At 69.1% G+C, this 24,343-nt stretch carries 25 protein-coding genes; 16 read left to right on the forward strand and 9 right to left on the reverse strand.

What is annotated here, in order from left to right; all coding sequences use genetic code 11:
* Window positions 1–34: 34 nt before the first annotated feature.
* Complete coding sequence (locus tag ACWEOO_RS21930; protein ID WP_452144563.1) at window positions 35–1,036, forward strand: DUF1905 domain-containing protein; 1,002 nt, start codon at window positions 35–37, stop codon at window positions 1,034–1,036.
* Window positions 1,037–1,039: 3 nt separating this feature from the next.
* Here ACWEOO_RS21930 and ACWEOO_RS21935 read toward each other — a convergent pair whose 3' ends face one another.
* Window positions 1,040–1,459: a VOC family protein gene (locus tag ACWEOO_RS21935; RefSeq protein WP_452144564.1), complete on the reverse strand. Its 420-nt coding sequence runs from the start codon at window positions 1,457–1,459 to the stop codon at window positions 1,040–1,042.
* 81 nt (window positions 1,460–1,540) lie between these two features.
* Window positions 1,541–2,560, reverse strand: coding sequence for an SIS domain-containing protein (locus ACWEOO_RS21940; protein WP_452144565.1), 1,020 nt, complete (start codon window positions 2,558–2,560; stop codon window positions 1,541–1,543).
* A gap of 139 nt (window positions 2,561–2,699) precedes the next feature.
* Between ACWEOO_RS21940 and ACWEOO_RS21945 the strand changes: the two genes are divergently transcribed.
* Together ACWEOO_RS21945 and fbaA are read left to right on the forward strand one after the other, a co-directional pair.
* Window positions 2,700–3,419 carry a GntR family transcriptional regulator gene (locus tag ACWEOO_RS21945; RefSeq protein ID WP_167204857.1) on the forward strand — a complete coding sequence of 240 codons (720 nt, stop codon included), beginning with the start codon at window positions 2,700–2,702 and terminating at the stop codon, window positions 3,417–3,419.
* A 207-nt stretch (window positions 3,420–3,626) separates the two neighbouring features.
* A complete protein-coding gene (gene fbaA, locus ACWEOO_RS21950; protein ID WP_359931162.1) occupies window positions 3,627–4,652 on the forward strand; it encodes a class II fructose-bisphosphate aldolase in 1,026 nt (341 codons plus the stop codon).
* Between the two features lie 65 nt (window positions 4,653–4,717).
* Here the strand turns inward: fbaA and ACWEOO_RS21955 are convergent, their stop codons facing one another.
* Window positions 4,718–5,689, reverse strand: coding sequence for a type IV toxin-antitoxin system AbiEi family antitoxin domain-containing protein (locus tag ACWEOO_RS21955; RefSeq protein WP_452144566.1), 972 nt, complete (start codon window positions 5,687–5,689; stop codon window positions 4,718–4,720).
* An 82-nt stretch (window positions 5,690–5,771) separates the two neighbouring features.
* The gene (locus ACWEOO_RS21960) at window positions 5,772–6,221 is read right to left on the reverse strand and encodes an HNH endonuclease (RefSeq protein WP_344194380.1); all 450 of its coding nucleotides are present in this window, start codon (window positions 6,219–6,221) and stop codon (window positions 5,772–5,774) included.
* Window positions 6,222–6,364: 143 nt separating this feature from the next.
* Here ACWEOO_RS21960 and ACWEOO_RS21965 point away from each other — a divergent pair, with 143 nt between their 5' ends.
* The 5 genes from ACWEOO_RS21965 to ACWEOO_RS21985 all read left to right on the forward strand — a co-directional run bounded on the left by ACWEOO_RS21965 (window position 6,365) and on the right by ACWEOO_RS21985 (window position 10,038).
* Complete coding sequence (locus tag ACWEOO_RS21965) at window positions 6,365–6,772, forward strand: DUF3151 domain-containing protein (RefSeq protein ID WP_359931169.1); 408 nt, start codon at window positions 6,365–6,367, stop codon at window positions 6,770–6,772.
* A 43-nt stretch (window positions 6,773–6,815) separates the two neighbouring features.
* Entirely contained in the window at window positions 6,816–7,562 is a 747-nt protein-coding gene (locus ACWEOO_RS21970; RefSeq protein WP_452144567.1) for a 2-phosphosulfolactate phosphatase, read from the forward strand.
* A gap of 152 nt (window positions 7,563–7,714) precedes the next feature.
* Complete coding sequence (locus ACWEOO_RS21975) at window positions 7,715–8,920, forward strand: MFS transporter (RefSeq protein ID WP_452144568.1); 1,206 nt, start codon at window positions 7,715–7,717, stop codon at window positions 8,918–8,920.
* Window positions 8,921–9,026: 106 nt separating this feature from the next.
* Window positions 9,027–9,665, forward strand: coding sequence for a DUF433 domain-containing protein (locus ACWEOO_RS21980; RefSeq protein ID WP_452144569.1), 639 nt, complete (start codon window positions 9,027–9,029; stop codon window positions 9,663–9,665).
* Window positions 9,643–10,038, forward strand: a complete 396-nt coding sequence (locus ACWEOO_RS21985; protein WP_452144570.1) for a PIN-like domain-containing protein — start codon at window positions 9,643–9,645, stop codon at window positions 10,036–10,038. Before ACWEOO_RS21980 ends, ACWEOO_RS21985 begins: the two co-directional genes overlap by 23 nt.
* Before the next feature lie 24 nt (window positions 10,039–10,062).
* Here ACWEOO_RS21985 and ACWEOO_RS21990 read toward each other — a convergent pair whose 3' ends face one another.
* Window positions 10,063–10,881 carry an AraC family transcriptional regulator gene (locus tag ACWEOO_RS21990; protein ID WP_452144571.1) on the reverse strand — a complete coding sequence of 273 codons (819 nt, stop codon included), beginning with the start codon at window positions 10,879–10,881 and terminating at the stop codon, window positions 10,063–10,065.
* Between the two features lie 57 nt (window positions 10,882–10,938).
* On the opposite strand from ACWEOO_RS21990, the gene ACWEOO_RS21995 reads away from it, so the two are divergent.
* The gene (locus tag ACWEOO_RS21995) at window positions 10,939–11,424 is read left to right on the forward strand and encodes a VOC family protein (RefSeq protein WP_452144572.1); all 486 of its coding nucleotides are present in this window, start codon (window positions 10,939–10,941) and stop codon (window positions 11,422–11,424) included.
* A 297-nt stretch (window positions 11,425–11,721) separates the two neighbouring features.
* Window positions 11,722–13,002, forward strand: a complete 1,281-nt coding sequence (locus tag ACWEOO_RS22000) for an adenylosuccinate synthase (RefSeq protein WP_355695268.1) — start codon at window positions 11,722–11,724, stop codon at window positions 13,000–13,002.
* 24 nt (window positions 13,003–13,026) lie between these two features.
* On the opposite strand, the gene ACWEOO_RS22005 is transcribed toward ACWEOO_RS22000, so the two are convergent.
* The 3 genes from ACWEOO_RS22005 to ACWEOO_RS22015 form a co-directional block, all read right to left on the reverse strand.
* Window positions 13,027–14,877, reverse strand: coding sequence for a serine/threonine protein kinase (locus tag ACWEOO_RS22005; protein WP_452144573.1), 1,851 nt, complete (start codon window positions 14,875–14,877; stop codon window positions 13,027–13,029).
* A 30-nt stretch (window positions 14,878–14,907) separates the two neighbouring features.
* A complete protein-coding gene (locus ACWEOO_RS22010) occupies window positions 14,908–16,938 on the reverse strand; it encodes a sialate O-acetylesterase (RefSeq protein ID WP_452144574.1) in 2,031 nt (676 codons plus the stop codon).
* A gap of 232 nt (window positions 16,939–17,170) precedes the next feature.
* Window positions 17,171–17,872 (reverse strand): SDR family oxidoreductase, encoded by a 702-nt coding sequence (locus ACWEOO_RS22015; RefSeq protein WP_452144575.1) that lies wholly within the window; start codon window positions 17,870–17,872, stop codon window positions 17,171–17,173.
* A 92-nt stretch (window positions 17,873–17,964) separates the two neighbouring features.
* Between ACWEOO_RS22015 and ACWEOO_RS22020 the strand changes: the two genes are divergently transcribed.
* The 3 genes from ACWEOO_RS22020 to ACWEOO_RS22030 all read left to right on the forward strand — a co-directional run bounded on the left by ACWEOO_RS22020 (window position 17,965) and on the right by ACWEOO_RS22030 (window position 20,312).
* A complete protein-coding gene (locus ACWEOO_RS22020; protein ID WP_452144576.1) occupies window positions 17,965–18,549 on the forward strand; it encodes a TetR/AcrR family transcriptional regulator in 585 nt (194 codons plus the stop codon).
* An 8-nt stretch (window positions 18,550–18,557) separates the two neighbouring features.
* Complete coding sequence (locus tag ACWEOO_RS22025; RefSeq protein WP_359931199.1) at window positions 18,558–18,965, forward strand: PPOX class F420-dependent oxidoreductase; 408 nt, start codon at window positions 18,558–18,560, stop codon at window positions 18,963–18,965.
* A 159-nt stretch (window positions 18,966–19,124) separates the two neighbouring features.
* Window positions 19,125–20,312 carry an alginate lyase family protein gene (locus tag ACWEOO_RS22030; protein ID WP_452144577.1) on the forward strand — a complete coding sequence of 396 codons (1,188 nt, stop codon included), beginning with the start codon at window positions 19,125–19,127 and terminating at the stop codon, window positions 20,310–20,312.
* 51 nt (window positions 20,313–20,363) lie between these two features.
* On the opposite strand, the gene ACWEOO_RS22035 is transcribed toward ACWEOO_RS22030, so the two are convergent.
* On the reverse strand, window positions 20,364–21,170 hold the full coding sequence (locus tag ACWEOO_RS22035) for a siderophore-interacting protein (protein ID WP_452144578.1): 807 nt from the start codon (window positions 21,168–21,170) through the stop codon (window positions 20,364–20,366).
* Window positions 21,171–21,284: 114 nt separating this feature from the next.
* Here ACWEOO_RS22035 and ACWEOO_RS22040 point away from each other — a divergent pair, with 114 nt between their 5' ends.
* The 3 genes from ACWEOO_RS22040 to ACWEOO_RS22050 are packed head-to-tail and all read left to right on the forward strand — an operon-like array spanning window position 21,285 to window position 24,281.
* Entirely contained in the window at window positions 21,285–22,352 is a 1,068-nt protein-coding gene (locus tag ACWEOO_RS22040) for a FecCD family ABC transporter permease (RefSeq protein WP_359931208.1), read from the forward strand.
* Window positions 22,349–23,386, forward strand: coding sequence for a FecCD family ABC transporter permease (locus ACWEOO_RS22045; RefSeq protein ID WP_452144579.1), 1,038 nt, complete (start codon window positions 22,349–22,351; stop codon window positions 23,384–23,386). Before ACWEOO_RS22040 ends, ACWEOO_RS22045 begins: the two co-directional genes overlap by 4 nt.
* A gap of 1 nt (window position 23,387) precedes the next feature.
* A complete protein-coding gene (locus ACWEOO_RS22050; protein ID WP_452144580.1) occupies window positions 23,388–24,281 on the forward strand; it encodes an ABC transporter ATP-binding protein in 894 nt (297 codons plus the stop codon).
* Window positions 24,282–24,343 lie beyond the last annotated feature (62 nt).

Below are 24,343 nucleotides of genomic sequence, written 5' to 3' on the forward strand. Positions count from 1 at the left end.
GTGATGTGTCCGGAACCGGGCCTAGCATCGGGCCATGAACCAGTCCTTCACCGGCGAAGTCATCGAATGGCGCGGACCGGCGCCGTACTACTTCGTACCCGTGCCGGAGGAGGACGGCGAAGCACTGCGGGCCGTTGCCCTGTCGGCCAGCTACGGCTGGGGCATGCTGCCGATTCGCGCCCGCATCGGCACCACCGAGTGGAAGACGTCACTGTGGCCGAAAGACGGCGGCTACCTCCTCCCACTGAAGGACGCCGTACGCAAGCCAAAAGGCCTCGACGCCGGCGATACCGTCGAAGTCCAACTCACCTTCGAACCACCGCCCCAAGGCCAGAAGCAAACCCGTGAACAGACTGCGCGCCCACAGACCAGGGAATCTGCGCGGGGTGGGGCGCGGGACGGAGCGCGGGACCGGGCGCGGGATGCTCGGTCGGTGAGGTCGCGCGAGCCGGTCGGGGCGGCGGAGTTGACGATCGTGCCGGCCAATCAGGCGACTGCTGCGGACCTCCGAGCGGTTTTCGGTGAGCGGGGTGACAGCGCGCGCTGCTGGTGCCAGCGGTTTCGGATGTTGCCCAAGGAGTCATGGGCTTCGGAGGGCGCCGAGGAACTCGCCGCCCGCCTCCGCGACCAGACCGCCTGCGACAACCCGACGGCGGAGGCAACGAGCGGCCTGATCGCCTACCTGGACGGCGAACCCGTCGGCTGGTGCGCGGTCGCGCCCCGGGTCGACCACCCGAGACTGCTCCGCGACTTCCGCGTCCCGTGGCAGGACCGCACCGAGGACAAGGCTGATCCGACAGTCTGGGCGGTCACCTGCTTCGTCACCCGCGTCGGCTACCGGCGTCGCGGGATCAGCCGTGCCCTCGCCCGCGCCGCCGCCGACTTCGCCCGGGACCGCGGCGGCCGCGCCGTCGAGGGCTACCCGGACCTGGTCGACGGCGGGTACGTCGGCACGCTCGCCACGTTCGCCGACGCCGGGTACGCCGAGGCGAGCCGTCCGGGCAGACGCCGCGCCGTGATGCGCATCGACTTCTGAACCTCAGCCCTTCAGTTCTTCGAGAATCCGCAGGTAGTGCGGGTTGTTCATGATGCCGATCAGGTTGCCGAACGGATCCACGACCGACGCGGTGCGGAATCCCGTGTTGTTGCCTCGCTCAACGATTCCTTCGTTGAGCGTCGCCCCGAGCTCGAGCAGCCGCGCGAGCGTGCCCTCCAGGTCGTCCACATGCCAGTTGACGATCGCCCCCGCCGCCGTCGGCCCGACCGCGTGCGGCGCGTACTTCGCGCCGATGATCCCCAGCTCGCACTGAAAATCCCCGAACCGGAATTCGACGTACGCCGGCTCCTCCGCGCTCGGCACCGCGTAGTACGCCTCGATCCCCAGCAGCTCCTCGTACCAACGCCGCGCCGCCTTCACGTCGCTCGCGTAGAAACTGACGGTGGCAAGTCCTCGCAACATCGTGGTGGTCCTCTCTCAGGTGTTCCCCGGTTGATGACCACCACGATTCCAGCCAAAGTGCTCACCGAGTGAGCACTTTGTTCAGTCGGTCTGGGTGACCTTGCGGAGGCCTCGTGGGGCGTCGGGGTCGAGGCCGAGTTTGCGGGCCAGGAGCTCGATCGCGCGTTGGGCCGGGATGACCAGGGCGAGAGGGGAGAGGGTCTCGGGCAGGTCGGGGCCGGCGAGGTTCACGTCGCAGCGGGAGGCGAAGGTGGGGTCGCCGCCGATGCCGAGGATCTTGCTGCCCTTCTCGCGGACGAGGCCGGCCAGCTCGGTCATACCGGGCAGGGCGGGGCCGTCGCCGGCGGCGACCAGGATCGTCACCAGGTCGGCGTCGACGACCGCGATCGGGCCGTGCTTCAGATCGGCGTACGACAGACCGCGGACCGGCTGCAGGCAGGTCTCCTCGAGCTTCAGCGCGACCTCGAGCGTCGTCCCGAACGTCAGGCCGCGACCGCTCGCGAGCACGTCGTGCGCCCCCGTCAGCAGGTCCGCGGCCGCGTCGACCGAGCCGGACAGCATCTTGGTCGCGGCGTCCGGAACCCGCGCGATGTCGGCGTCGAGCGTCCCCGGCCGCGGTGCCAGCGCGTCCACGGCGACGGTGATCGCGGCCAGCTGGGTCGTGTACGTCTTGGTGGCCGGTACGGCGAGCTCCTGGCCCGCCTGGGTGATCAGGGCGACGTCGGCCGTCGACGCCAGCGGGCTGTTGCCGTCGTTCGTGATGCCGACGATCGCCGCGCCGTTGCGCTTCGCCCACTCGGCCGTGTCGACGATCTCCTGGGTCGCGCCGGACTGGCTGACGGCGACGACCAGCGAGTTCGAGAGGTCGAGGTTCGCGCCGTACAGCGTGGCCACCGACGGCGCCGCCAGGGACGCCTGCCGGCCGGCGTGGATCTCGGTCAGGTAGCGGCCGTAGACGCCCGCGTTGTCCGACGAGCCGCGGGCCACGAAGATCACGTTCCGGCGCCCGGCGGCCAGCCGGGTGATGTCGTGCCGCAGCGGCAGAACGTGCTCGAACGTCGCCGCGAGCGCGGCCGGCTGCTCGGCGATCTCGGCCGCCATCCGGGTTTCCTGGGCGGGGACAGACACCACTGCGATCACTGGTCCTATCTGGTCTTAACAGGTATGCTGCGCACGATAGCAGTGAGCGGCGCTCCGGGGCACCCCCGAGGCCCGCCCAGGTCTGGAGGATCGAGATTCCATGGTGGCGACGAAGCGGGCCCAGGTCCGATCGGTGCTGGAACGGCTGATCGACGTCGAGCTGCATCCCGGGGACCCGATCCCCTCCGAACGGGCCCTGGTGGACAAACTGAACGTCTCCCGGGTGACCGTCCGGCAGGCGATCAGCGACCTGGTCGAGTCCGGCGCGCTGGAGCGGGTGCACGGCAAAGGCACCTTCGTCACCGGTCCCCAGGTCGACTCGCAGCTGCATCTCACCTCGTTCTCCCGGGAGATGCGGGCCCGCGGGCTCGAGCCGGGGACCGTGGTGCTGTCGGCGAGCGAGATCGAGGCCTCCGAGGAGACCGCCAAGGGCCTGCGGGTCGCGAAGGGAACCAAGGTGATCCGGGTCGAGCGGCTCCGCACGGCCGACGCGTCGCCGATGGCCTACGAAGTCGGCTACTACCCGTCCGCGCTCTTTCCCGGCCTGCTCGGCCGTGAGCTCGGCACTCTCTACGACGTCTTCGCCAGCGAGTACGACGTCGTCGTCACCTCCGGTGAGCAGACCGTGCGGGCGGACAACGCCGACGGTCATGTCGCCCGGGTGCTCGGTGTGGCCCGGCGGGCACCCCTGCTGGTCCTCGAGCGCACCACCTTCGCCGGCCGCAAGGTCGTCGAGCTGTCCTGGTCGGCCTACCGCGCCGACCGCTACCGGCTGCACATGGCCCTCACCCCCCGCGGCCCGCGAACCGGGTCCGCCTGACCGGCCCCGGAGCGTCCTTCGCCCCTGGAGGACATCCGGACGCAACGAACTGGATCGGTCCTGTTCACGAACTGGTCTACATCCCTGCCGATCGCTCCCCGGCCACCGGGCCGGTTCAGCAGGTGGGCCGCCGGATCCGACGAAGTGCCCGGCGGCAATACTGGAGCCGAACCCACAAGAACTGTGTTGTGAGGAGTACCGCGAGACATGCCTATTGCAACCCCTGAGGTCTACGCCGAGATGCTGGACAAGGCCAAGCAGAACCGCTTCGCCTACCCGGCCATCAATGTCAGCTCCTCGCAGACGCTGAACGCCGCGATCCGCGGTTTCGCCGAGGCGGGCTCGGACGGCATCATCCAGGTCTCCACCGGCGGTGCCGAATACCTGTCCGGTCCGACCGTCAAGAACATGGTTTCCGGCGCCGTCGCGCTGGCCGCCTACGCGCACGAGGTCGCCAAGGGCTACCCGGTGAACATCGCGCTGCACACCGACCACTGCCCGAAGGACAAGCTCGACGGCTTCGTCCGGCCGCTGCTGGAGATCTCCGCCGAGCGCGTCGCGCGCGGTGAGAACCCGCTGTTCCAGTCGCACATGTGGGACGGCTCCGCGGTGCCGCTGACCGAGAACCTCGAGATCGCCAAGGACCTGCTGGCCAAGACGGCCGCGGCGAAGATCGTCCTGGAGATCGAGGTCGGCGTCGTCGGCGGCGAGGAGGACGGCGTCGCCAACGAGATCAACGACAAGCTCTACACCACCGTCGAGGACGGTCTGGCCACGGTCGAGGCGCTCGGCGTCGGCGAGAACGGCCGCTACCTGACCGCGCTGACCTTCGGCAACGTGCACGGCGTCTACAAGCCGGGCGCGGTCAAGCTGCGGCCGGAGATCCTCGCGGAGATCCAGGACGCGGTCGGCGCCAAGCTCGGCAAGGAGCGCCCGTTCGACCTGGTGTTCCACGGCGGGTCCGGCTCGACCCTGGAGGAGATCCGGGCCGCGGTCGACAACGGCGTCATCAAGATGAACGTCGACACCGACACGCAGTACGCGTTCACCCGGCCGGCGGCGGCGCACATGTTCAGCAACTACGACGGTGTGCTGAAGGTCGACGGCGAGGTCGGCAACAAGAAGGCCTACGACCCGCGCGCATGGGGCAAGGCGGCCGAAGAGGGTATGGCGAAGCGCGTCGGCGAGGCGTGCGAGGACCTTCGCTCGACGGGCACGTCGCTGAACGCCTGACATCATCTGGTCCTCCTGTAGGGGGTCTGTGAAGGGCTCACCGCCGTCGGGCGGTGGGCCCTTCGTCACATCCGGGCGAGGGTGAAGGGTCGGATTCCGGTCCGGCGGGCGGCCCGGGCGAACGTGGTGCGGATGCGGTCGGCCACGGTCGGCGGGTCGGTGAGGTCGGTCCAGGAGATCCAGCAGTGCTCGACGGGTTGCGGTCCTTCGGGATCGGCGGCGATCGGCTCGGGGAGTGGTTCTTCGGTGGAAGGCTCGAATTCCTCGCACCAGAAGGGAAACCGCGGCTCGAACTCGACGACGGTGCGCTCGTCGGGGAACCACAGGCTTTCGGCTGCGGAGCTGTCGGGATCGGCTGGTTCGGTGTCCGGGGGCGGCGATGGGCTCGGCGTCGGGAGCCCCGCGTCGGCGAGGATGAAGCGCAGCCGGGACTCCGCGATCGAGGCCGATCCGGTGAGCCGGCCGAGAACCTGCAGGGCACGTCTGCTGCCGTGATCGAGATTGTTCACCGCGTGGTTCAGCCTGCGCCGATCGACGAGTCCGGCATGCATCGCGGCGTCGGCGAGCACGACCGCCGGCTCCGCTGGTGCGGTCGCGGCCACCTCGGCGATCGCGCGGGCCGGTGAGACCAGACGCAGCTTGTTCCACAACTGGAGGCCGGGTCCCACTGGGTCGCGGATGTGCCGGTGGACGCCACGCTGCCGGCCGGAGCGACCGTCCGGCGCGGTCACGTGGACGCGCGTCAGGTCGAGACCCCAGACGGGGAGGGCATGCAGCGCCGCGGCCGACTGGTGGCTCGCGAACACGTTGGGCCCACTGGTCCGGAGGACGTGGTGGATCCGGCGCAGGTGGACAACCTCGTCGGTGACGAGCATGAGGGAACGATGGGCGGCATAGGTGCCCCGCCGGATCCGGCGCCAGGAGCCGGAGTCGAGCAGGGAGTCGATATCAGCGTCGGGGTAACCACACGAACGCGCGTCGGCCCGGGTGAACACACCACCCCGGATCGACGCCATCACGGCAAGCTGAGGATTCATGCCCCAGAAAGTGCCGCGATCCGGCCGTCCAGGAGCAGGCGATTTCAGATCTGTGGAGAACTCCGGGCATAAAAAAGGCCCGTCATGTGTCTATGACGAGCTCCGCGCGGGTTGGTACCCAGGGTTGCCAGAGGAGGGGCATGTTGGCCTCGGACGGGGTGCGGTTGCCTTTGCGCTCGTTGCACGAGGCGTGGGCGGCGACCGCGTTCAGCCACTCGGTGCGGCCGCCCCTGGACCTGGGTTGGACGTGGTCCATGGTGTCGGCGTTCTCGAGGCCGCAGTACGCGCACCGGAACTTGTCCCGCCGCAGGACGCCGTGCTTGCTGTACTTCATCCGGCCGGCGGCGTAGCGCCAGTGGGTCACCACATACCGGACCAGGCGGAGGACTCGGGGGACCGGGAACGGGCCGATGGTTCGCTCTCCGTGCGCCTCTTCCACCACTGCGACCTCGCGAACCAGCATCCGGATGGCGTGCTGGATCGATACGGTGTGCAGCGGTTCGTACGACGCGTTCAGGACGATGACGCTCATCCGGTGCCTCCTTCCGGCCGTAGCTGGGAACCACGGCGGTTGACGCAGGGTCTCAAGCATCCGTGGCCGCCGGGTGAACGGTCAACGGATTTCGCCAGACGGTCACGTGCCGGTACGGATGCGTGATCGGCGAAGATGTGCTTATGGAATTGAACAATCTGCTGTCCGGTCCACCCGAGACACTACTACCGGTCGACCCGGCCGCGGCGGAACTCGCCGACGGGGCCGCTCCCGCGGACGTGGCCGCGAAGTACCCGACGTCGTCGCTCGCCTGGGCCGTGCTGGCCGAGGGGGCGCTGGCCGACGGGCGCACGATCGAGGGGTACGCCTACGCGCGGACCGGCTACCACCGCGCGCTGGACCTGCTCCGGCGGAACGGCTGGAAGGGCCACGGCCCGGTTCCGTGGGAGCACGAGCCGAACCGCGGGTTCCTGCGCGCGCTGGCCGCGCTCGGGAAGGCCGCGGCGCTCATCGACGAGAAGGACGAGGCCGAGCGCTGCGTCACGTTCCTGCGGGACTCGTCGCCGACCGCCGCCGACGTGCTGGGCTGAAACCTGCTTGTGGGGTTGGTCGTCCGGCGGAATGATCTGCCGGGTGACCAGCCCTTACGCACAGGACGGATTCGGCGTCGGGTTCGACTGGGGACCGGTCGGAGCTGAGGTCGTTGCCGGGGACATCGTCGCGGTCGTCGACGTGCTGTCGTTCACGACAGCGGTGACGGTGGCGGCCGATCTCGGCATCGACGTGTACCCGTACCGGTGGCGTGACGAGACGGCGGTCGCGTACGCCGAGCAGAACAGCGCGACACTCGCGGTCGGGCGGTCAGCGGCCCGGCCGGACGACGTCAGCCTGTCGCCGATGTCGATCAGGCGCGTGACGGGAATCACCAAGCTGGTCCTCCCGTCGCCGAACGGGTCGACGATCGCGAAGCAGCTCAGTGACACCGGCGCGACGGTGATCGCGGTGTCGCTGCGTAACCGGACCGCGGCCGCCGAATGGGTGACGAAGCAGCTCACCGAGCGCCCGACGGCGAAGGTCGTGGCGATCGCGGCGGGCGAGCGCTGGAAGGACGGCTCGCTCAGGCCGGCGGTCGAGGACCTCTGGGGCGCAGGCGGCTTCCTGCGCGCCCTGCAGCGCGACGACCTGTCGCCGGAGGCGATGGCGGCGGCAGCGGCGTACGAGGCGGTCGCGGACGAGCTGCCCCGGATGCTGCAGGAGTGCGCCGGCGGCCGCGAGCTCACGCAGTACGGCTTTCCGGAGGACGTCGCGGTCGCGGCGGAGGTCGACGAGAGCCGCAGCGTGCCGGTGCTCCGGGACGGTAGACTGTTCCGGTCAACCTGAAGCTTTCGAGGTTCTGCCCGTTGACAGTGCCGGCAGGCGGCGAGCGTCCCCGCTTCTTGCCGAACATGGACGGTTCTCGGCGGACGGACAGACCGAAGCAGCTGGACGCCCACGGTCGGGTCCCCGCCCCATCGGGCAGCGGAAGGTCACCCGTGCCGGCTCTCACCGGACGGATCGACGCGCCCACCAACACCTACGCAGAGGTACTGCGTACTCCTGGCGCGTGGAAGTTCTATCTCGCAGCGGCCCCGGCCCGGATCGGGATCGCGATGACCGGTCTCGGCATCGTCTGGCTGGTCCACGGATCGACCGGCTCGTACGCCGCGGCCGGAAGCGTCACCGGCGGCTTCGCCGTCGCCGAGGCGGTCGCCGGGCCGCAGGTCGCCCGGCTCATCGACCGTTTCGGTCAGACCCGCATGTTGCCGGTCACGCTGCTCGCCCACGCGGCGGCGGTCGCGCTCCTGATCGTCCTGACACTGGCGGGTGCACCGCTCGCGGCCTTGATCGCGGCTGGAGTGCTGGCCGGCGGTTCGCTGCCGCAGGTCAGTGCGCAAACCGGGGCGCGGTGGTCGCATGCGCTCCGGGACACGCCACTCCTGGCGACGGCGTTCGCACTGGAGTCGCTCAGCGTCGGCGTCGCCTTCATGGTCGGCCCGGTGCTGATCGGCCTGGTGAGCTCGTCCTCTGGTCCGGCGACCGGCTCTACCCTCGCGGCCGGTCTGCTGTTGGCAGGCGGCTTCCTGCTCGCAGCACAACGCGGTACGGCGCCACCGCCAACCGCACGTGGTGGGCACAGCAGCTCGAAACGCCTGCTGCACAAGCGCTTCGTAGGCCTGGTGGGTACGAACATCGGCATCGGACTGTTCTTCGGCAGCATGCAGGTCTCGGTCACTGCGTTCGCTGTCTCGCGAGGTACGCCGGGCCTGGCCGGGCCGCTCTACAGCATCACCAGCCTGGTGAGCCTCTTCGCCGGACTCGCGTACGGCGCCAGACGTTGGCGGATCGCTCCGGAGACGCAGTTCGTCATCGCCTTCGTCTGGCTGTCGCTCAGCTGCCTGCCCTTGATCGCGGCGCACGGTCCGCTGATGACCGCTGTCGCGCTGGCGCTCCCGGGCCTCGCGATCGCGCCGTTCCAGACGTTGTCGGCGGTGCTGACCGAGTCGACCGTCGACTCCGCTGTCCTGACCCAGGCCTTCACCTGGCTGAACTCGGGCGGCGCGGCAGGGATCGCACTGGGCTCCGCCTTCGCGGGCTGGGTCGTCGACGGCCACAGTCCCCAGTACGGCTTCGCCGTCGCGCTGGGTGCGGCGCTGACCGCAACGATGATGGCGGTCGCGGTGAAGTTCAGCGATAGGTGATTTGCCGCTCCGCTGAGCCGCGCGAGTTTTGTCGGTGAGGTCTGGGAGACTTCATCACAGAGTGTTCTCGACGTGCCATCGGCCGCGGATCGGAGAGGAGAAGTCAATGACGGATATCTACAGGACGCCACTCCTCACCGCACGCGAAGCGGCCAGGACGCTCAAGATGCCCGAATCGACTCTGGATGCTTGGCTCGCCGACGGCTCGCGACCATCACTGGTACATGCCGTTCATCCTGAGCGACGTGGCTGGCCTCGGGTGCCGTTCGTGGGCGTCGTCGAAGCCTTTGTTCTGCGGACTCTGCGTGAGCTGGGCTTCTCGATGCCCGACATCCGGCGGGCTGCCGACCTGGTGCGTTCCGAGTTCCAGGATCCGTACGCGTTGGCACGTGAACGGATCGCAACCGATGGGGTTGGCCTGTTCGTCCGGGTAGCGGACGAGTCGGTCATCCATGCGCGGGACGAGCAGATCGCCATCCCGGAGGTCATCGCCGAGTACCTGAGGTACATCAGCTGGGACGCAGAGGGAAACCCGGCACGTCTACGCCTGCCGCAGTATCCGGCGCGGGCCGAAGTCGTCATCGACCCAAGTTTTGGCTGGGGCGCGCCGGTGCTCGCGAAGAGCAAGGTCCCTGTCGACGCGCTGGTCTCGTTGTGGCGCACCGGGGAACCGATCAGTGTCGTTGCGGAGGAGTACGACCTGCCTGCGGACGTGGTCGAAGATGTGCTCCGCCAAGCAGCCTGAGTACTTCTTCGACCGCAGCCTTGGGAAAGCATCCGCCGCGCGACTTCGTGAATCAGGCTGGATCATCCACCTGATCGCGGACTTCTACCAGGACGACGCGACACGGATTCCAGACGAGGAGTGGATCGCAGAAGGCTGCTCTCGCGGCTGGCTGCTGCTCACCAAGGACAAGAGAATCCGTTACCGGGAGCGCGAGCTGAGTGCCTTGGACGCGGGCCATCTCTTCTGCCTCGCTTCAGGGAATCTTGGTCTGGACGAGATGGCCCGGCGCTTTGTCGATGCCGAAAACGTGATGCTTGCCGCCACCCGTCGCGTTAGCGTCGGCTTCTGGCACGTGCATGCAGGAGGCCGGATCACGAAGATGTGGCCTTGACCCTCATTTCCTACCCGGGTTGCGTCAGCGATAGGTGATCTGCCGCTCGGCCGCGGCACGCGATGCGTACTCGGCCGGCGTGAGCCCGATCTGCTGTTTGAACTCGTTGGAGAAGTGGGCCTGGTCGAAGTAGCCGAGCGATGCGGACAGCTCCGCGAGCTCGGCGACTTCGCCCTGGGCCAGCAGCTCCGCGCCGTCGTGCAGCCGGTAGCGCCGGAGCACCCATTTCGGGCCGACACCGACGTACCGGCGGAACAGCCGCTGCAGCGTGCGGATCGGTACGCCGAAGCGCTCGGTGATCTCGTCCACGCGGGCCAGCGTGCGATCCGCGGCCATCGTGGTGACGATCTCCCGGACCAGCTCGTACGACGGATCCGGCGGCGCCAGGTGATCACGCAGGAACGCCTCGAACACTGCACGCCGCCGGACATCGGACTCGGCCTCGAACATCAGGTCCGCGAGCCGGTCGCCGTCCGGGAACACCGCGGTCAGCGGCAGCACCTCGTCGCGGAACGAGCCCACGTCGAGCCCGGTGATCGCGCCGAAGCCGCCGGCCCAGAACTTCACCCCGAAGGCGCGTCCCCGCCCGCGCAGCACCCGCTCGAACTTGCGGGTGCAGACGCCGTTCACGAACGCACCGCCCGGCTGCTCGAACGTGACGTTCACGCTCGGGAACGGCAGCACCTCGGCCGTGTACGGCTCGTCCAGGTCCCACTCGACGATCCAGTACCACTCCACGAAGCGCCCGGCCTCGGACCCTGGCGCGAGCCGGCTGAGCGAGCGGTGCCGGGCCTGCTCCCGCGGGTGCAGGATGCCCTTCTCGCTGTCGGATGGCTGGGTCACAGGGGGCTGTCGCTTTCTTCCAAGACCGTTCGGCGGGCAGCGGATTGACTGTGTGTCATGACGACGAACACGGTAAACCCCATCCCCGACGGTTATCACTCGCTGACCCCGTACCTCGCGGTGCCGGACGGGCCGAAGGCGATCGAGTTCTACCGTGAGGTGTTCGGGGCCGAGGTGGTCAGCCGGCAGGACATGCCGGACGGGCGGGTCGGACAGGCCGAGCTCAAGTTCGGCAACTCGATGCTGCAGCTCAGCGACCAGATGCCGCAGATCGGGCTGCGGGCGCCGAACGGCGAGTGGGTGCACTCGTCGCTGGTGCACTACGTGCCGGACGTGGACGCGACGTACGCGAAGGCGATCGAGGCCGGCGCCACGTCGGTCGAGCCGGTGCAGACCTTCATGACCGGTGACCGGTTCGGCACCGTGATCGACCCGTTCGGGCACCGGTGGGCGATCCTGACGAAGGTCGAGGACGTCTCGCGCGAAGAGGCGGACCGGCGGGTGAAGGAGTGGCTGGCGTCGAACCCGGAGGGCCTCGAGTAAAAGAGGAAGCGGCCCGCCGGAACCGTCCCCTGCGGCAGTTTCGGCGGGCCGCTGACTAAGAGTGTGCACGCGATCACGCAACTTGGCAACCCGTCACCTGATGAAACAGAGACTTGAAACGGTCGATTAGGGGTTATGGACAGGCCCGAAACGAGTGCGCCGGTGTCCGGTAGGCTTTGGTCGCAAGAGCCTGGATGCGTCGCCGGATGAATGTCCGGTGAACGTCTCCGGGCTTCACCGTTTCCAGCGCGGGCCGCCACGGGGTGTGAGGCCGGCGCGTGAAAGAGGAGGGCTGAGATGCCCGCAATCGTGCTCGTCGGCGCCCAGTGGGGCGATGAGGGCAAGGGTAAAGCGACCGATCTGCTCGGTAACACGGGCGAGGTCATCGACTATGTGGTGAAGTTCAACGGCGGCAACAACGCCGGGCACACGGTGGTGATCGGGTCCGAGAAGTACGCGCTGCACCTGCTGCCGAGCGGCATCCTGACACCGGGCGTCACCCCGGTGATCGGCAACGGGGTCGTGGTCGACCTCGGCGTGCTGTTCGAGGAGCTCGAGGCGCTGCAGGCGCGCGGGCTGGACACGTCGCGCCTGGTGGTGAGCGCGAGCGCGCACGTGATCCCGCCGTACAACCGGACGCTCGACAAGGTCACCGAGCGCTTCCTGGGCAGCCGCCGGATCGGGACGACGGGCCGCGGTATCGGCCCGACGTACGCCGACAAGATGAACCGGATCGGCATCCGGATCCAGGACCTGTACGACGAGAAGATCCTCGAGCAGAAGGTCACCGGCGCGCTGGAGCAGAAGAACCAGCTGCTGGTGAAGGTGTACAACCGGCGCGCGGTCGAGATCCGCGAGGTCCTCGACGAGCTGCTCGGGTACGCCGACCGGCTGAAGCCGATGGTCGCCGACACCAGCCTGCTGCTGAACAAGGCTCTCGACGACGGCAAGACCGTGCTGATGGAGGCGGGTCAGGCCACGCTGCTCGACGTCGACCACGGCACGTACCCGTTCGTCACCTCCTCGAACGCGATCTCCGCCGGCGCCTGCACCGGCACCGGCATCCCGCCGACCCGGATCGACCGCGTGATCGCGGTCGTGAAGGCGTACACCACGCGGGTCGGCGAGGGCCCGTTCCCGACCGAGCTGCTGGACGCCGACGGTGAGTGGCTGCGGACCCAGGGCGGCGAGTTCGGCGTCACCACCGGTCGCCCGCGCCGCTGCGGGTGGTACGACTCGGTCATCGCCCGGTACGCCGCGCGCGTTAACGGCGTGTCCGACTTCGTCCTCACCAAGGTGGACACCCTGACCGGCCGCGAGCGGATCCCGGTCTGCGTCGCGTACGACGTGAACGGCGTCCGGCACGACGAGATGCCGATGACCCAGACCGACTTCCACCACGCGACGCCGATCTACGAGGAGTTCGACGGCTGGTCGGACGACATCTCGGGCTGCCGCACGTTCGACGAGCTGCCCAAGGAGGCGCAGACGTACGTCCGCGCCGTCGAGTCGCTCAGCGGCGCCCGGATCTCCGCCATCGGCGTGGGTCCGGAGCGCAGCCAGATCATCCAGCTCTGAGCCGAGCCGAAGGCCTCCCCGTCGTCAGTTGCCGATGATGGGGAGGTCCCGGATGAACGGGGCGTTCCGCAGGTCTCCGAAGGTCGGACGCTCGATGTTCGGCGTCTGGATCGGCGAACGCGCCCAGTCGGCGCCGGCGCCCTGTGTCGCCTGGTAGAACGTGAGGCCGCCGATGGCCAGCAGGACGACGGCGACGAGTGCGGACAGCCAGTGCGGCCGGAAGATGTTGCGTGCCGTGATGTGAGCGCCGCGGCGCAACGAGCTACCGCCCGGCCCCCACCAGCAGCAGAACAAGGCGGTCAGGGCCGCACTCGCGAACCCGAGGGCGGACAGCGGCTGCCAGTCGAGCCCGTACGTCGAGGCGGCGACGCCGGTGACGATGCCGCCGACAACCGCCGCTGTCAGCAGCGGGAGGATCAAGCAGGGCAGTGTGATCAGGGCTGCGATGGCGAGCTGCAGCGGGCTGGCGGCAAACGCGACCACACCGTCCGACCGTCCGGACCGGCCACGGACCTGACGGCGCCGCATCAGCGCCGTGCTCGAGCGGTCGACCGTCCGGGCCAGCACCAGCAACAGGATCGCGACGACTGTGCCGAGTCCTGGCGTCAGAGCGACGAGCCCGGTCAGCGCGAGCATGAAGCCGACGATGACCGCCGTACGGCGACCGGTTGGCGGAGCCTTGACGGGCTTCTCCGGATGCGCCGGCTGCACCGGCACCGGATGCGCAGGCTGAGAAGGCTGCACCGGCTGCTGGTAGGGCGCACCAGCTTGGTACGGCGCGGGCACATAAGAAGCCGGACCGTACGGCTGCACAGGCGGCGCCTCCGCGACAGGCTTCTTCGCGGCGGCGTCCCGGATCTTGTCCCGGATCGGAGTGAACGCGGACAGCGGCGGAATCACCGGCGGAACCAGTTGCGCCACCTCGGTCGGCGTCGGCCCTGCCGGCACCACGGCCGCAGGCTCCTCCGTCGGCATGAGCTTGGTGACCAGCCTGGTCGGCGCTGCGGCGGCCACGGTCGGCGTTTCACGCGGCGGGAGCGCGTCGCGTCCCTCGGCGTACCGGTTGAGGCCGGTCATGACCTCTTGCTGCGTCGGCCGGTCGGCCTTGTTCGGTGAGAGCGCCGCGGCGAGCAACGGCTTCAGCCGTGGGTCCAGCCCGTCCAGATCGGCCTGGCCGGAATGCACCCGGGCCAGCACGGCCTCGAACGGTCCCTTGCCGAACGGGCGACGCCCGGTCGCGGCGAACGCGACCGTGGCCGCCCAGCCCCACCAGTCGGCGGACTCCGACACCATCTCGCCCTCGATGAGCTCAGGCGCCAGGTAGCCCGGCGTACCGATCACCAGACCGGTCTGGGTGAGTCGCAGGTCGTCGGCGGCCTGGGCGATGCCGAAGTCGATCATCACCGGCTTGCCGTTGCACATCATCACGTTGCCGGGCTTGAGGTCGCGGTGGATCACCCCGACCGCGTGGATCGCCTGCAGCGACTCGGCCAGACACCCGGCCAGCGGCAGCCACTTGCGCGGTGTCAGCGGCCCGCGCTCGTCCACCTGTTCGTCCAGTGGCCGGCCAGGGACGAAGCGGGTCACCAGGTAGGGCTGCTCGCCCTCCAAGTCATGGTCGAGGATGCCGGCCACACCAGGGTGATTCACCTTCTGCAGCGTGGTCGCCTCACGCTGCAACCGTGCGCGGGCGATCGGGTCGTGGGCAACATGCGGCCGCAGGACCTTCAGCGCGACCTCTTGGTGCTCGGCGCCCTCGGCGAGGTACACGACGCCCATGCCACCCTGTCCGAGCCGCCGGATCAACCGGTAAGGCCCGACCCGCTCTTCCACCTCCTCCTCGCTGGTGGAAGGCGGTCCCCCTGTGACTGACATGCCATCTACGGTACGTCGGCATCAGACCAATCAGGTGATCGGCAGCGTGAAGGTCAGCAGACCCGCGCCGACGGCGTTCGTGATCCACGGTCCGGCACGCAGGTGGGCCTGGTAGGTGAGGCTGGTCGCTCCGGTTGGCGGACCCGACAACTGGAGGACCAGCTGACCCGACTGGTAGGCGACCGAGGTCACCGTGACCGCCGCGCCGTCCACCCGGAAGTCAGCAGCGACGCCGTCCTCCACACTGAGCGGATCGGTGGACCGGAGCTGGACGATCAGCTGTGAGCCGCTGGCCGTGACAGTGCGCGGGTTCGGCGGAGCCACACCGGCCGACGGCCCGCCGTACAGGTCGCGCGCGAGGACGGCGTACGTGTGGTCGCCCATGTCGCGATACCCGCCGGCATACGCGTAGTGGCACCCGTCATGACCGGACAGGCCCGTGGTCGACAGCACGGTGACGCCGAGCGTGTCACCCATCTCGCGCTGTGCGTCGCGCAGGTTGGTGCTCGTCGAGTTGCCGCACGGCGACGTACGCACTTGGTAGACGTAGTACTTCGGCATCGGGCCGAAGTCGGAGCGCCAGTCCTGGAGGAGCGCCGTAAAGCCGCTGACGTGCACCGCCGCGTTGTCGTTGTCGGACTCGCCCTGGTACCAGAGCACGCCGCGGATGTGGCCGATGACGCCCGCGACCACCAGGCGCTGCCGAAGCCGGCCGTAGTTGGTGGTGATGTCGTCCGGGTTCGCGTCGTTGCGCTGGAAGAAGCTGATCGGCTGCCCGCCGTGCGCTCCGTTGATCAGTGCGATCGGAACCTTGTACTTGTCGACGAGCTGCCGACCCATCCGGATCGCCCACTGCCCGACCGAGCCGGACTGCCGGGACACGTCGCCGGTCGCGTAGTTCCAGACCCGGTCCGCCGCGGAGATCGACGGATCGGAGACGGGGCTGCCGAAACTCCGCAGGTACGGCGATTCCTCGCCGCTCGCGGCGCCGTTGTACATCGACGCTTCGGCGTTGGACTGCCCGTGCACGACGTACACGTCACCGGCGACGATGCCTTCGCGTCGGGCGACGACCCGGCCGAGCGCCTTCAGCTCGAACGTGTACTCGCGCAGCCCGGCCTTGATCCGCGGGGTGAAGCGGAAGTCTCGGGACTCCGAGGTGTAGACCTCGGTCTCACCGTTGCCGGTCACCGTCAGTTGCACGCTCTTGACGCGCGGATCCGTCATGCGTCCGGCAACGGGCACAGTCGCGCGATTGTTGGTGTCACGCGGTACCAGCTGCCGGTCCTGAGGAGCCTGCGTGAGGCTGACGAGTGACTTGCGAACGTACGCCGTCAGCCGGCGCTGTGTGTACTGCGCCGCGTTGCCGGCGAACGTCCAGTCCGGGTCAGCTGTCGGCCGCGCACCGATGCCGAGCGACAGCAGGCTGGTGTCCGACTGGGTAAAGGTGTTGATCGCGAACACCGGCTTCGCGGGCACGCTCGATGGTCGCGTCGCACCGACCTGCGACACCTGGAACGAGCCGTAGCCGAGTGGCGTGGTCGGGCTGTCGTCGGCGTCGTACGTCGTGGCCGATCCGTTGGCGACCTGGGCGCCGGCCGTCTTCGCGTACTGGTTCGGCCACATCTCCAGATAGCCGGACTGGCCGGTGCCCTGGGTCACGCCGGACACGTTGGAGCTCACGTCGAGATCGCCGACGCGCTGGCGCACGATCTCGCCCGGCCTGGTCGGCAGACCGATCCGCCGGGCGTCGGCGCTGAACGGTTCCATCGCGGTCCACACCCACTGCGGGCCGTCCGGCCCGTTCAGCTCCAGGCAGTACCCGACGCGGTCGAAGCCGGTGCCGATCTCCGCGGTCCGGTCGAGGCTGTACGGCGGGGTGGTGTTCAGGTAGTTGGCCCGTTCGGGCAGATCGAGCTGCAGCACCGGTGTGAAGGCGGCAGATGCCGCATCGCAGCCGCTGGCAGCCGCGGCCTGGGTTGGAGCGCCAGTGAAAGTAGCGCCGGTGACAGTGAGGCCGGCGAACAGCGGGAGCAGGGCAACAGCGGCAGCACGTCGCATGGGAGGACCTCCGGGGCGGCGGGGGTGTCTCCACCAGATGTAGCTGCTCGGTCACCCCGAGTGCGAGCGGCAAGCGCTCAGCGGTCCGAACCGTGCGCCGAGAGGTTGGCCGGAATCGCGTCCGGGGCGTGATGACGCGACGGATCGCCGAGGCCGGCCTGGTGAAGGGCCGGCCGGCCACGACGAACCGCGGGTGTCATGGGGGTACACCCGCGACCGCGACGTCTTCGGGTCAGCGGGCTAGCTCGGGATACACGGCGGTCAGGTCCAGCGCCGTGGCGGCCTTGGCGTCGCGGGCGGTGTCGTCTGCGAGGACCTCGTACGCACCCGACTCGATGCCGTCGAGGGCGTGCTTGGCGACGTCCTCGGGACGTTCCTTCGGTGCGGTCACGGCGCTGGTCATGTCGGTGTCGACGTACCCCATGTGCAGGCCGGTGACGCTGATGCCGCGGTCCAGCAGTTCGAGGCGGATCGCGTTGGTCTGCAGCCAGAACGCGGCCTTGGTCGCGGCGTACGCACCGCCGCGGGCGACCCAGGACAGGGCCGAGTGCGCGTTCAGGATGTGGCCGCCGCCGTTGCGCTCGATGATCGGGACGAACGCGCGGGTGAGCTGCAGCGGGCCGAAGAAGTTCGCGTCGAAGACCGCGCGGACGTCCTCGATCGAGGCATCGAGGTAGCTGTTCGGCGAGCTCGCGCCGGCGTTGTTGATCAGCACCGTGACGTCCGGTGCGGCTGCGGCGAGCGCGTCGATCGAGGCCTGGTCGGTGACCTCGAGCGGCAGCGGCACGACCCGCGGGTCGGTGCTCGGCCGCGGGGTGCGGGCAGTCGCGTAGACCTTGGCCGCGCCACGGGTGAGCAGGTCGTCGACGATCGCCTTGCCGATCCCGCGCTGCCCGCCGGTGACCAGGACGACGGCGCCTTCGAGTGTGGTCATGAGAACTCCTGAGAGAGCTGGAAACCGATCTGTTTCAGCCACCGTAAACCGATCGGTTTCCGAATTCAAATCGAGCCGGTACGCTTCAGTGCATGAGTACTTCGGCGACACCCCGCGAGCGGCTGCTGGACGCCGCGGGGGAACTCTTCTACCGCGACGGCGTCAACATCGGCGTGGATGCGCTGTGCAAGGCGGCCGGGGTGTCGAAGAAGTCGATGTACCAGTTGTTCCGGTCGAAGGACGAGCTGATCGCGGAGAGCCTGGCCAGCCGCGGGCCGGCGTACCAGGCGCTGTTGCAGCCGGGTCCGGAGGACGATCGGTCGCCGCGGGACCGGATCCTGGCCGTGTTCGAGCGGCAGGACGACATGGTTGCTGGCGGCAATTACCTCGGGTGTCCGTACGTGAGTACGGCGGTGGAGCTGAAGAATCCCGAGCACCCGGGGTCGGTGGTCGCGCGGCATTTCAAGCAGCAGCTCACCGACTTCTTCCACCGCGAGCTGGTGAAGGCCGGCGCGGAGGACCCGGCGACGCTGGCGGTCCAGCTCACGATGATCTTCGACGGCGCCGCCGCGCGTGCGGTCGTCCGTGCCCAGCCGCTGAACGGCATCGGCGCGGTCACCGCCGCCGCCCTCCTGGAGGCCGCCGGCCTGCACGCCGCGGAACTCGCCTTCCGGTGAGCGCACAGGTGAGCGGTTCGGCAGAGATCCCGGCGGTGTTCCACGACCTGCTGTCGTCGAAAGCGGTCGCGATGGTGGGCACGATCGGCCGGTCCGGTGAGCCGCAGGTGACGCCGTTGTGGTTCCTCTGGGACGGCGAACGGGTCCGCATCAGCCTCGTCGACGGGCGCCAGAAACTGCGGAACCTGCGGCGCGACCCGCGGATCTCGCTGGTGGTCGTCGACCCGGCGCGGCCGACGTACTACGTCGAGCTGCGCGGCCGGATCGACGACCTGGTCCCGGACCCGGAGCTGGCTCTGGAGCAGGCGGTCGCCCGCAAGTACACCGGCGGCTGGTCGGACGTCGAGCCGCCGGGGACGACGCGGTACACGACGAGCGTGATCGTCGACCGGATCACCAGCCAGCTCGGTCACTAGCGGGACGCGAACGCCCTTTGTTCCACGGGAAATGGGACAGAAATGCTCTGTGTTCCAGAAGAAGTTCCGGTACCGGCGGGGTCTTGACCCGGCTGCCGGGCGTCGTGAAACTGCCCTGGAAACCGCTGTCCTACCGCCCCCGAAGACAGGACACCGCCCATGCGAAAGATGCCCTTCGTCCTGGCCGCGGCTTGTGCCGCGCTGGTTGCCGGGACCCTCACGACTCCGGCTGTCGCCTCCTCCCAAGCCGTCGACGCGCCGGCCGTGTTCACGCACCCGGGTGTCGGGTCGAGTCAGGCCCAGCTCGACTTCGTCCGCGCCAAGGTGCAGGCCGGCGCGCAGCCGTGGACCGACGCCTTCAACCAGGCCAAGAACAGCGCGTACGCGTCTCTGTCCCGGACGCCGAAACCCCGCGCGGTCGTGGAATGCGGTCCGTACTCGAACCCGAACTACGGCTGCACCGACGAGCGTGAGGACGCCATCGCGGCCTACACCGACGCACTGCTCTGGTACATCACCCGCGACGACCGGTACGCCCAGAAGTCGATCCAGCTGATGGATGCGTGGTCCGCGACCATCCGGGACCACACCAACAGCAACGCGCCGCTGCAGACTGCCTGGTCGGCGTCGTCGTGGCCGAAGGCCGCGGAAATCATCAAGCACGTGTACGGCAACTGGCCGAATGCCGGCCGGTTCGCCACCATGCTCCGCAACGTGTACGTCCCGGAGATCATCAACGGCTCGAACTCCAACGGGAACTGGGAGCTGAGCATGACCGAGGCCCTGCAGGGCATCGGGGTGTTCCTCGAGGACAAGGCGATCTACGACAAGGCGATCGCGCTGTACCGGCTGCGCGTCCCGGCGTACGTCTACCTGGAGTCCGACGGCGCGTTGCCGAAGACGGTGCCGAGCCAGAACCTCAACACCCGCGACAAGATCGTCAGCTACTGGCAGGGCCAGGGGACGTTCGTGACAGGCTTGACTCAGGAGACCTGCCGCGACTTCACCCACACCGGCTACGGCATCTCGTCGATCTCACACGTGCTGGAAACGGCGCGGATCCAGGGCATCGACATGTACCCGGAGTTCGGCGAGCGGCTGCGACAGGCCCTCGGCTTCCAGTCCAAGTGGGAGCGCAACCTGGAGCCGGTGCCGTCGTGGCTGTGCAACGGGACGCTGCACCGCGGCCTCGGTCCGATCACCGAGGTCGGCTACAACGCCCTGCACACCCGTCTCGGCATCGCGATGTCGAACACCCAGGCGCTGACCGAGTCCCGCCGTCCGGCCGGCTCCAACAACCTGTTCGTCGCGTGGGAGACGCTGACCCACGCTGAAAACCCGTCCTAGCTGGTCTTCCGGGAGGGTCGGAACTCTGCCCTCCGGCTCTCCCGGATCCGTTCAGCAGTGCGCTTCGCCGCGTTTCCAGTAGCCCTGGAACGAGATAGCGCTCTTCGGCATCCCGATCGCGTTCACGAGGTGCCGGCGTACCTCTTTGATCATCGAGGACTCACCGGCGACCCATGCGTAGTCGACGTCGAACGGCAGCGCTGCTGACTTCACCGCGTCCACCAGCGATCCGTCGGTCACCCAGGTGACGTCGGCGGAGCCGGCCAGCGGGCGGATGTCCGCAGCGTTCGGTACGGCGATGAAGACCGTGGCGTGTACTCCGGCCGGGAGCTCCTCGAGGATGCCCGCGACCGCAGGCAGCGCAGTCTCGTCCGCGACCAGGACCCGGCGCACGCTGGTCGCCGGTGGGACGTAGTCGACGCCGGAGTGCAGCAGGCCCTTCGTGCTGGTCGTGTCGACCGCGAACGGCAGCAACAGGCCCACCTGGTCACCCAGCTCGGCCTCACTGACCCAGGCCGAAGCGGGGCCGTTCACTCCGTGCAGCACGAACTCGACGTCCAGCTCTGCCACCTCTGGCCGGAGGGCCCGCACGGTATAGGTCCGCATGATGAAACGCTCGTCGGCCGGCTGGGCGCACCACTCGGTGTACCACTCGGGTCCGGACGGCAGCTTGATCGCACTGCCGTTCGGCGGAGCCAGCAGAACCTTGATGCGCTGGTCCGGCCCGGCTGTGACCGCCTCCGCGATCCGCGGTGCGACGAACGTCACGCGACGCAGGTGCGGGCTCAGGTCGTCAACGGCCGCCACGGTGGCCAGGAGCGAGTCGAACACGATCGGCCGCTCGAGCACAGTCGTCATGCTGTGGTTTCTCCATAAACTTGGCAAGGGGACCTCGGATGCGGACCCGTGGACGGCCGGGTTATTCTGAGGCGTCTAGAGGTTAGCCTTACCTAAGAGGATCCCGAAAGTCCAATGCCCCCGCCCTCCGCCACGGTCGACGCCGGCCCGGAGACCGCTGCGCCGTCACGCCCGCGCCGGGCCCGGCGGACCACGCTGGTCCTCGGGCTGGCCGGCTGCGTCGCACTCCTGGTCCTGGTGTCGCTGCTCAGCATCGCGATCGGCTCCAAGCAGATCCCGCTGTCCACGGTCATCGACGCCCTGCGCCACTACAACGAGGCCGACACCGACCACGTGATTGTGCGGTCGCTGCGGGTCCCGCGGACGCTGATCGGTCTCATGGTCGGTGCCGCCCTCGGCCTGTCCGGGGCGTTGATGCAGGGCGTGACGCGGAACCCGCTGGCCGATCCGGGCATCCTCGGCGTCAACGGCGGCGCCGCGCTGTTCGTTGTCGGGGGCATCTACTGGTTCGGGTTGTCGACGCTGACGTCGTACGTCTGGCTCGCCTTCCTCGGCGCGGCCGCGGCGTCGGTCGCGGTGTACCTGCTCGGATCGCTCGGCCGGGAGGGTGCGACGCCGGTGAAGCTCGCGCTCGCCGGTGCGGCGCTGACCGCGATGCTCGGGTCGCTGACCACGGCGTTGCTGATCGGGGACGTCGACACGTTCGACCAGTTCCGGTTCTGGTCGGTGGGGTCGTTCGCCGGCCGCGGCTCCGACATCGCGGCCCAGGTGGCGCCGTTCATCCTGATCGGGATCGTGCTGGCGCTGTTCTGCGGGCGGGTGCTGAACGCGCTGTCGCTGGGGGACGACGTGGCCAAGTCACTCGGTCAGCGGGTAGGACTGGCCCGCGCGTTCGTCGCGGTGGTCGTCGTCCTGCTGTGTGGCGCCGCGACTGCGGCGGCCGGGCCGATCGGGTTCATCGGGCTGACCATCCCGCATGTGGCGCGGCTCGTGACCGGGCCGGACTACCGCTGGATCCTGCCGTACTCGGCGCTGCTCGCTCCGATCCTGCTGCTCGGCTCCGACGTGATCGGCCGGGTCGTCGCACTGCCCGGCGAGCTGCAGGTCGGCATCGTGACCGCGGTCCTCGGCGCCCCGTTCTTCATCGCGCTGGTCCGCCGGCGGAAGCTGGCCGACCTGTGACGGCCGAAGCGGTTCACGTCATCGCCCGGGCGCGGACCGCCCGGCAGACCCGTTCACTGATCGTCATCGTCGTCCTGGCTGTTCTAATGTTCGCGACGTTCTGCGTCTCGTTGTCGCTGGGTGACTTCAAGATCCCGGTGGTCGACGTGGTGAAGACGCTGTTCGGCGGCGGCGACCGAGCGACCGAGTTCATCGTCAACCGGCTGCGGCTGCCCAGGGCGCTGACCGGACTGCTGGTCGGTACGGCGCTGGGCCTGTCCGGCGCGATCTTCCAGAGCATCGCGCGGAACCCGCTGGCCAGTCCCGACATCATCGGCGTGACGTACGGCGCGAGCGCGTTCGCGGTGTTCGCGATCGTCACGCTGGGGCTCACCGGGGTCGCGGTGTCGGCGTTCGCGATCGTCGGCGCCGTGCTGACCGCCTTCATCATGTACGTGCTGGCGTGGCGGCACGGGGTGTCGAGTTACCGGCTGATCCTGATCGGGATCGGCATCGGCGCGATCGCCACCAGCATCACGTCGTACCTGCTGACCAAGGCCCGGGTGGAGATCGCGCAGCAGGCGCTGATCTGGCTGACCGGGAGCCTGAACGGGCGGGACTGGTCGAACGTACGGTCGCTGGCGGTCACGTTCGTCGTCCTGCTGCCGGTGATGGTGCTCCTGGTCCGACAGCTGCGGATCCTGCAGCTCGGGGACGAGACGGCGTACGGGCTGGGCCTGCGGGTGGAGGGGGCGCGGCTCGGGCTGATCGTGGTCGCCGTCCTGCTGGCCGCGGTGGCGACGGCGGCGGCCGGGCCGATCGGGTTCGTGGCGTTCGGCGCGCCGCCGATCGCGCGGCGGCTGACCCGGTCGCCGGGGCCGGCGATGATCGCGTCCGGTCTGCTCGGCGCACTGGTGGTCGGCCTGTCGGACCTGGTCGCGCAGCACGCGTTCGGAGACACCCAGTTGCCGGTCGGTGTGGTGACGGGTGTGGTGGGTGCGCCGTACCTGATGTTCCTGCTGGCGCGCGCGAACCGAGTCGGGAGTGGTGGCTGAGATGGAGGAGAAGTCCGTGGAACACAGCTTGGCCGCCGACGGTCTTGCGGTCGGCTACGACCAGCGGGAGATCATCCACGACCTGTCGGTGCGGATCCCGACCGGGAAGATCACGGTCATCGTCGGCGCCAACGCGTGCGGCAAGTCGACGCTGCTGAAGACGCTGGCGCGGCTGCTGAAGCCCTCGCGCGGGACGGTGCTGCTCGACGGGAGGAGCATCCAGCAGATCCCGACCCGGGAGGTGGCGACCAAGCTCGGCCTGCTGCCGCAGTCGCCGACCGCGCCGGAGGGGATCACGGTCGCGGACCTGGTCGGCCGCGGGCGGTACCCGCGGACCCGGTGGATCCGGCAGTGGTCGCGCTCCGACGACGAGGCGGTCGCGGCCGCGATGACGTCGACCGACGTGCTGTCGATCGCGGATCGGCCGATCGACGAGCTGTCCGGCGGGCAGCGGCAGCGGGTGTGGATCGCGATGGCGCTCGCGCAGGAGACCGACATCCTGCTGCTCGACGAGCCGACGACGTTCCTCGACCTGACACACCAGTTCGAGGTGCTCGACCTGCTGGTCGACCTGAACCGGTCGCAGCACCGGACCATCGTGCTGGTGCTGCACGACCTGAACCAGGCCTGCCGGTTCGGCGATCACCTGATCGCGATGAAGGACGGCTCGATCGTTGCCGAGGGCAACCCGGCGCGGGTGATCACCGAGGACGTGGTGCAGGACGTGTTCGGGCTGGCCGTCAAGGTCGTGCCCGATCCGGTCGCCGGTACGCCGATGGTGGTGCCGATCGGCCGGCACCGGTCCGTCCAGGACACCGCGCCGGCCAGTCCGGCAGCCGCGGCGCTGGCAGCCAGTGCCGCGGCCAACGGCGTCTGCCGGCCCATCGACCGCTAGCGCCGCAGACCGGGGTACGCCGGGTTGCCGTACCCCGTACGGCAGAAGCGGATCGGTTTTCG

Source organism: Kribbella sp. NPDC004138 (genome assembly GCF_053603655.1).

What these genes read in the sequence shown, in the direction of transcription:
- ACWEOO_RS21930 (WP_452144563.1), top strand. Translation starts at nt 35, where the DNA reads ATGAACCAGTCCTTCACCGGCGAAGTCATCGAATGGCGCGGACCGGCG.
- ACWEOO_RS21935 (WP_452144564.1), bottom strand. Translation starts at nt 1,459, where the DNA reads ATGTTGCGAGGACTTGCCACCGTCAGTTTCTACGCGAGCGACGTGAAG.
- ACWEOO_RS21940 (WP_452144565.1), bottom strand. Translation starts at nt 2,560, where the DNA reads ATGGCGGCCGAGATCGCCGAGCAGCCGGCCGCGCTCGCGGCGACGTTC.
- ACWEOO_RS21945 (WP_167204857.1), top strand. Translation starts at nt 2,700, where the DNA reads ATGGTGGCGACGAAGCGGGCCCAGGTCCGATCGGTGCTGGAACGGCTG.
- fbaA (WP_359931162.1), top strand. Translation starts at nt 3,627, where the DNA reads ATGCCTATTGCAACCCCTGAGGTCTACGCCGAGATGCTGGACAAGGCC.
- ACWEOO_RS21955 (WP_452144566.1), bottom strand. Translation starts at nt 5,689, where the DNA reads ATGAATCCTCAGCTTGCCGTGATGGCGTCGATCCGGGGTGGTGTGTTC.
- ACWEOO_RS21960 (WP_344194380.1), bottom strand. Translation starts at nt 6,221, where the DNA reads ATGAGCGTCATCGTCCTGAACGCGTCGTACGAACCGCTGCACACCGTA.
- ACWEOO_RS21965 (WP_359931169.1), top strand. Translation starts at nt 6,365, where the DNA reads ATGGAATTGAACAATCTGCTGTCCGGTCCACCCGAGACACTACTACCG.
- ACWEOO_RS21980 (WP_452144569.1), top strand. Translation starts at nt 9,027, where the DNA reads ATGACGGATATCTACAGGACGCCACTCCTCACCGCACGCGAAGCGGCC.
- ACWEOO_RS21985 (WP_452144570.1), top strand. Translation starts at nt 9,643, where the DNA reads ATGTGCTCCGCCAAGCAGCCTGAGTACTTCTTCGACCGCAGCCTTGGG.
- ACWEOO_RS21995 (WP_452144572.1), top strand. Translation starts at nt 10,939, where the DNA reads ATGACGACGAACACGGTAAACCCCATCCCCGACGGTTATCACTCGCTG.
- ACWEOO_RS22000 (WP_355695268.1), top strand. Translation starts at nt 11,722, where the DNA reads ATGCCCGCAATCGTGCTCGTCGGCGCCCAGTGGGGCGATGAGGGCAAG.
- ACWEOO_RS22005 (WP_452144573.1), bottom strand. Translation starts at nt 14,877, where the DNA reads ATGTCAGTCACAGGGGGACCGCCTTCCACCAGCGAGGAGGAGGTGGAA.
- ACWEOO_RS22010 (WP_452144574.1), bottom strand. Translation starts at nt 16,938, where the DNA reads ATGCGACGTGCTGCCGCTGTTGCCCTGCTCCCGCTGTTCGCCGGCCTC.
- ACWEOO_RS22015 (WP_452144575.1), bottom strand. Translation starts at nt 17,872, where the DNA reads ATGACCACACTCGAAGGCGCCGTCGTCCTGGTCACCGGCGGGCAGCGC.
- ACWEOO_RS22020 (WP_452144576.1), top strand. Translation starts at nt 17,965, where the DNA reads ATGAGTACTTCGGCGACACCCCGCGAGCGGCTGCTGGACGCCGCGGGG.
- ACWEOO_RS22030 (WP_452144577.1), top strand. Translation starts at nt 19,125, where the DNA reads ATGCGAAAGATGCCCTTCGTCCTGGCCGCGGCTTGTGCCGCGCTGGTT.
- ACWEOO_RS22035 (WP_452144578.1), bottom strand. Translation starts at nt 21,170, where the DNA reads ATGACGACTGTGCTCGAGCGGCCGATCGTGTTCGACTCGCTCCTGGCC.
- ACWEOO_RS22040 (WP_359931208.1), top strand. Translation starts at nt 21,285, where the DNA reads ATGCCCCCGCCCTCCGCCACGGTCGACGCCGGCCCGGAGACCGCTGCG.
- ACWEOO_RS22050 (WP_452144580.1), top strand. Translation starts at nt 23,388, where the DNA reads ATGGAGGAGAAGTCCGTGGAACACAGCTTGGCCGCCGACGGTCTTGCG.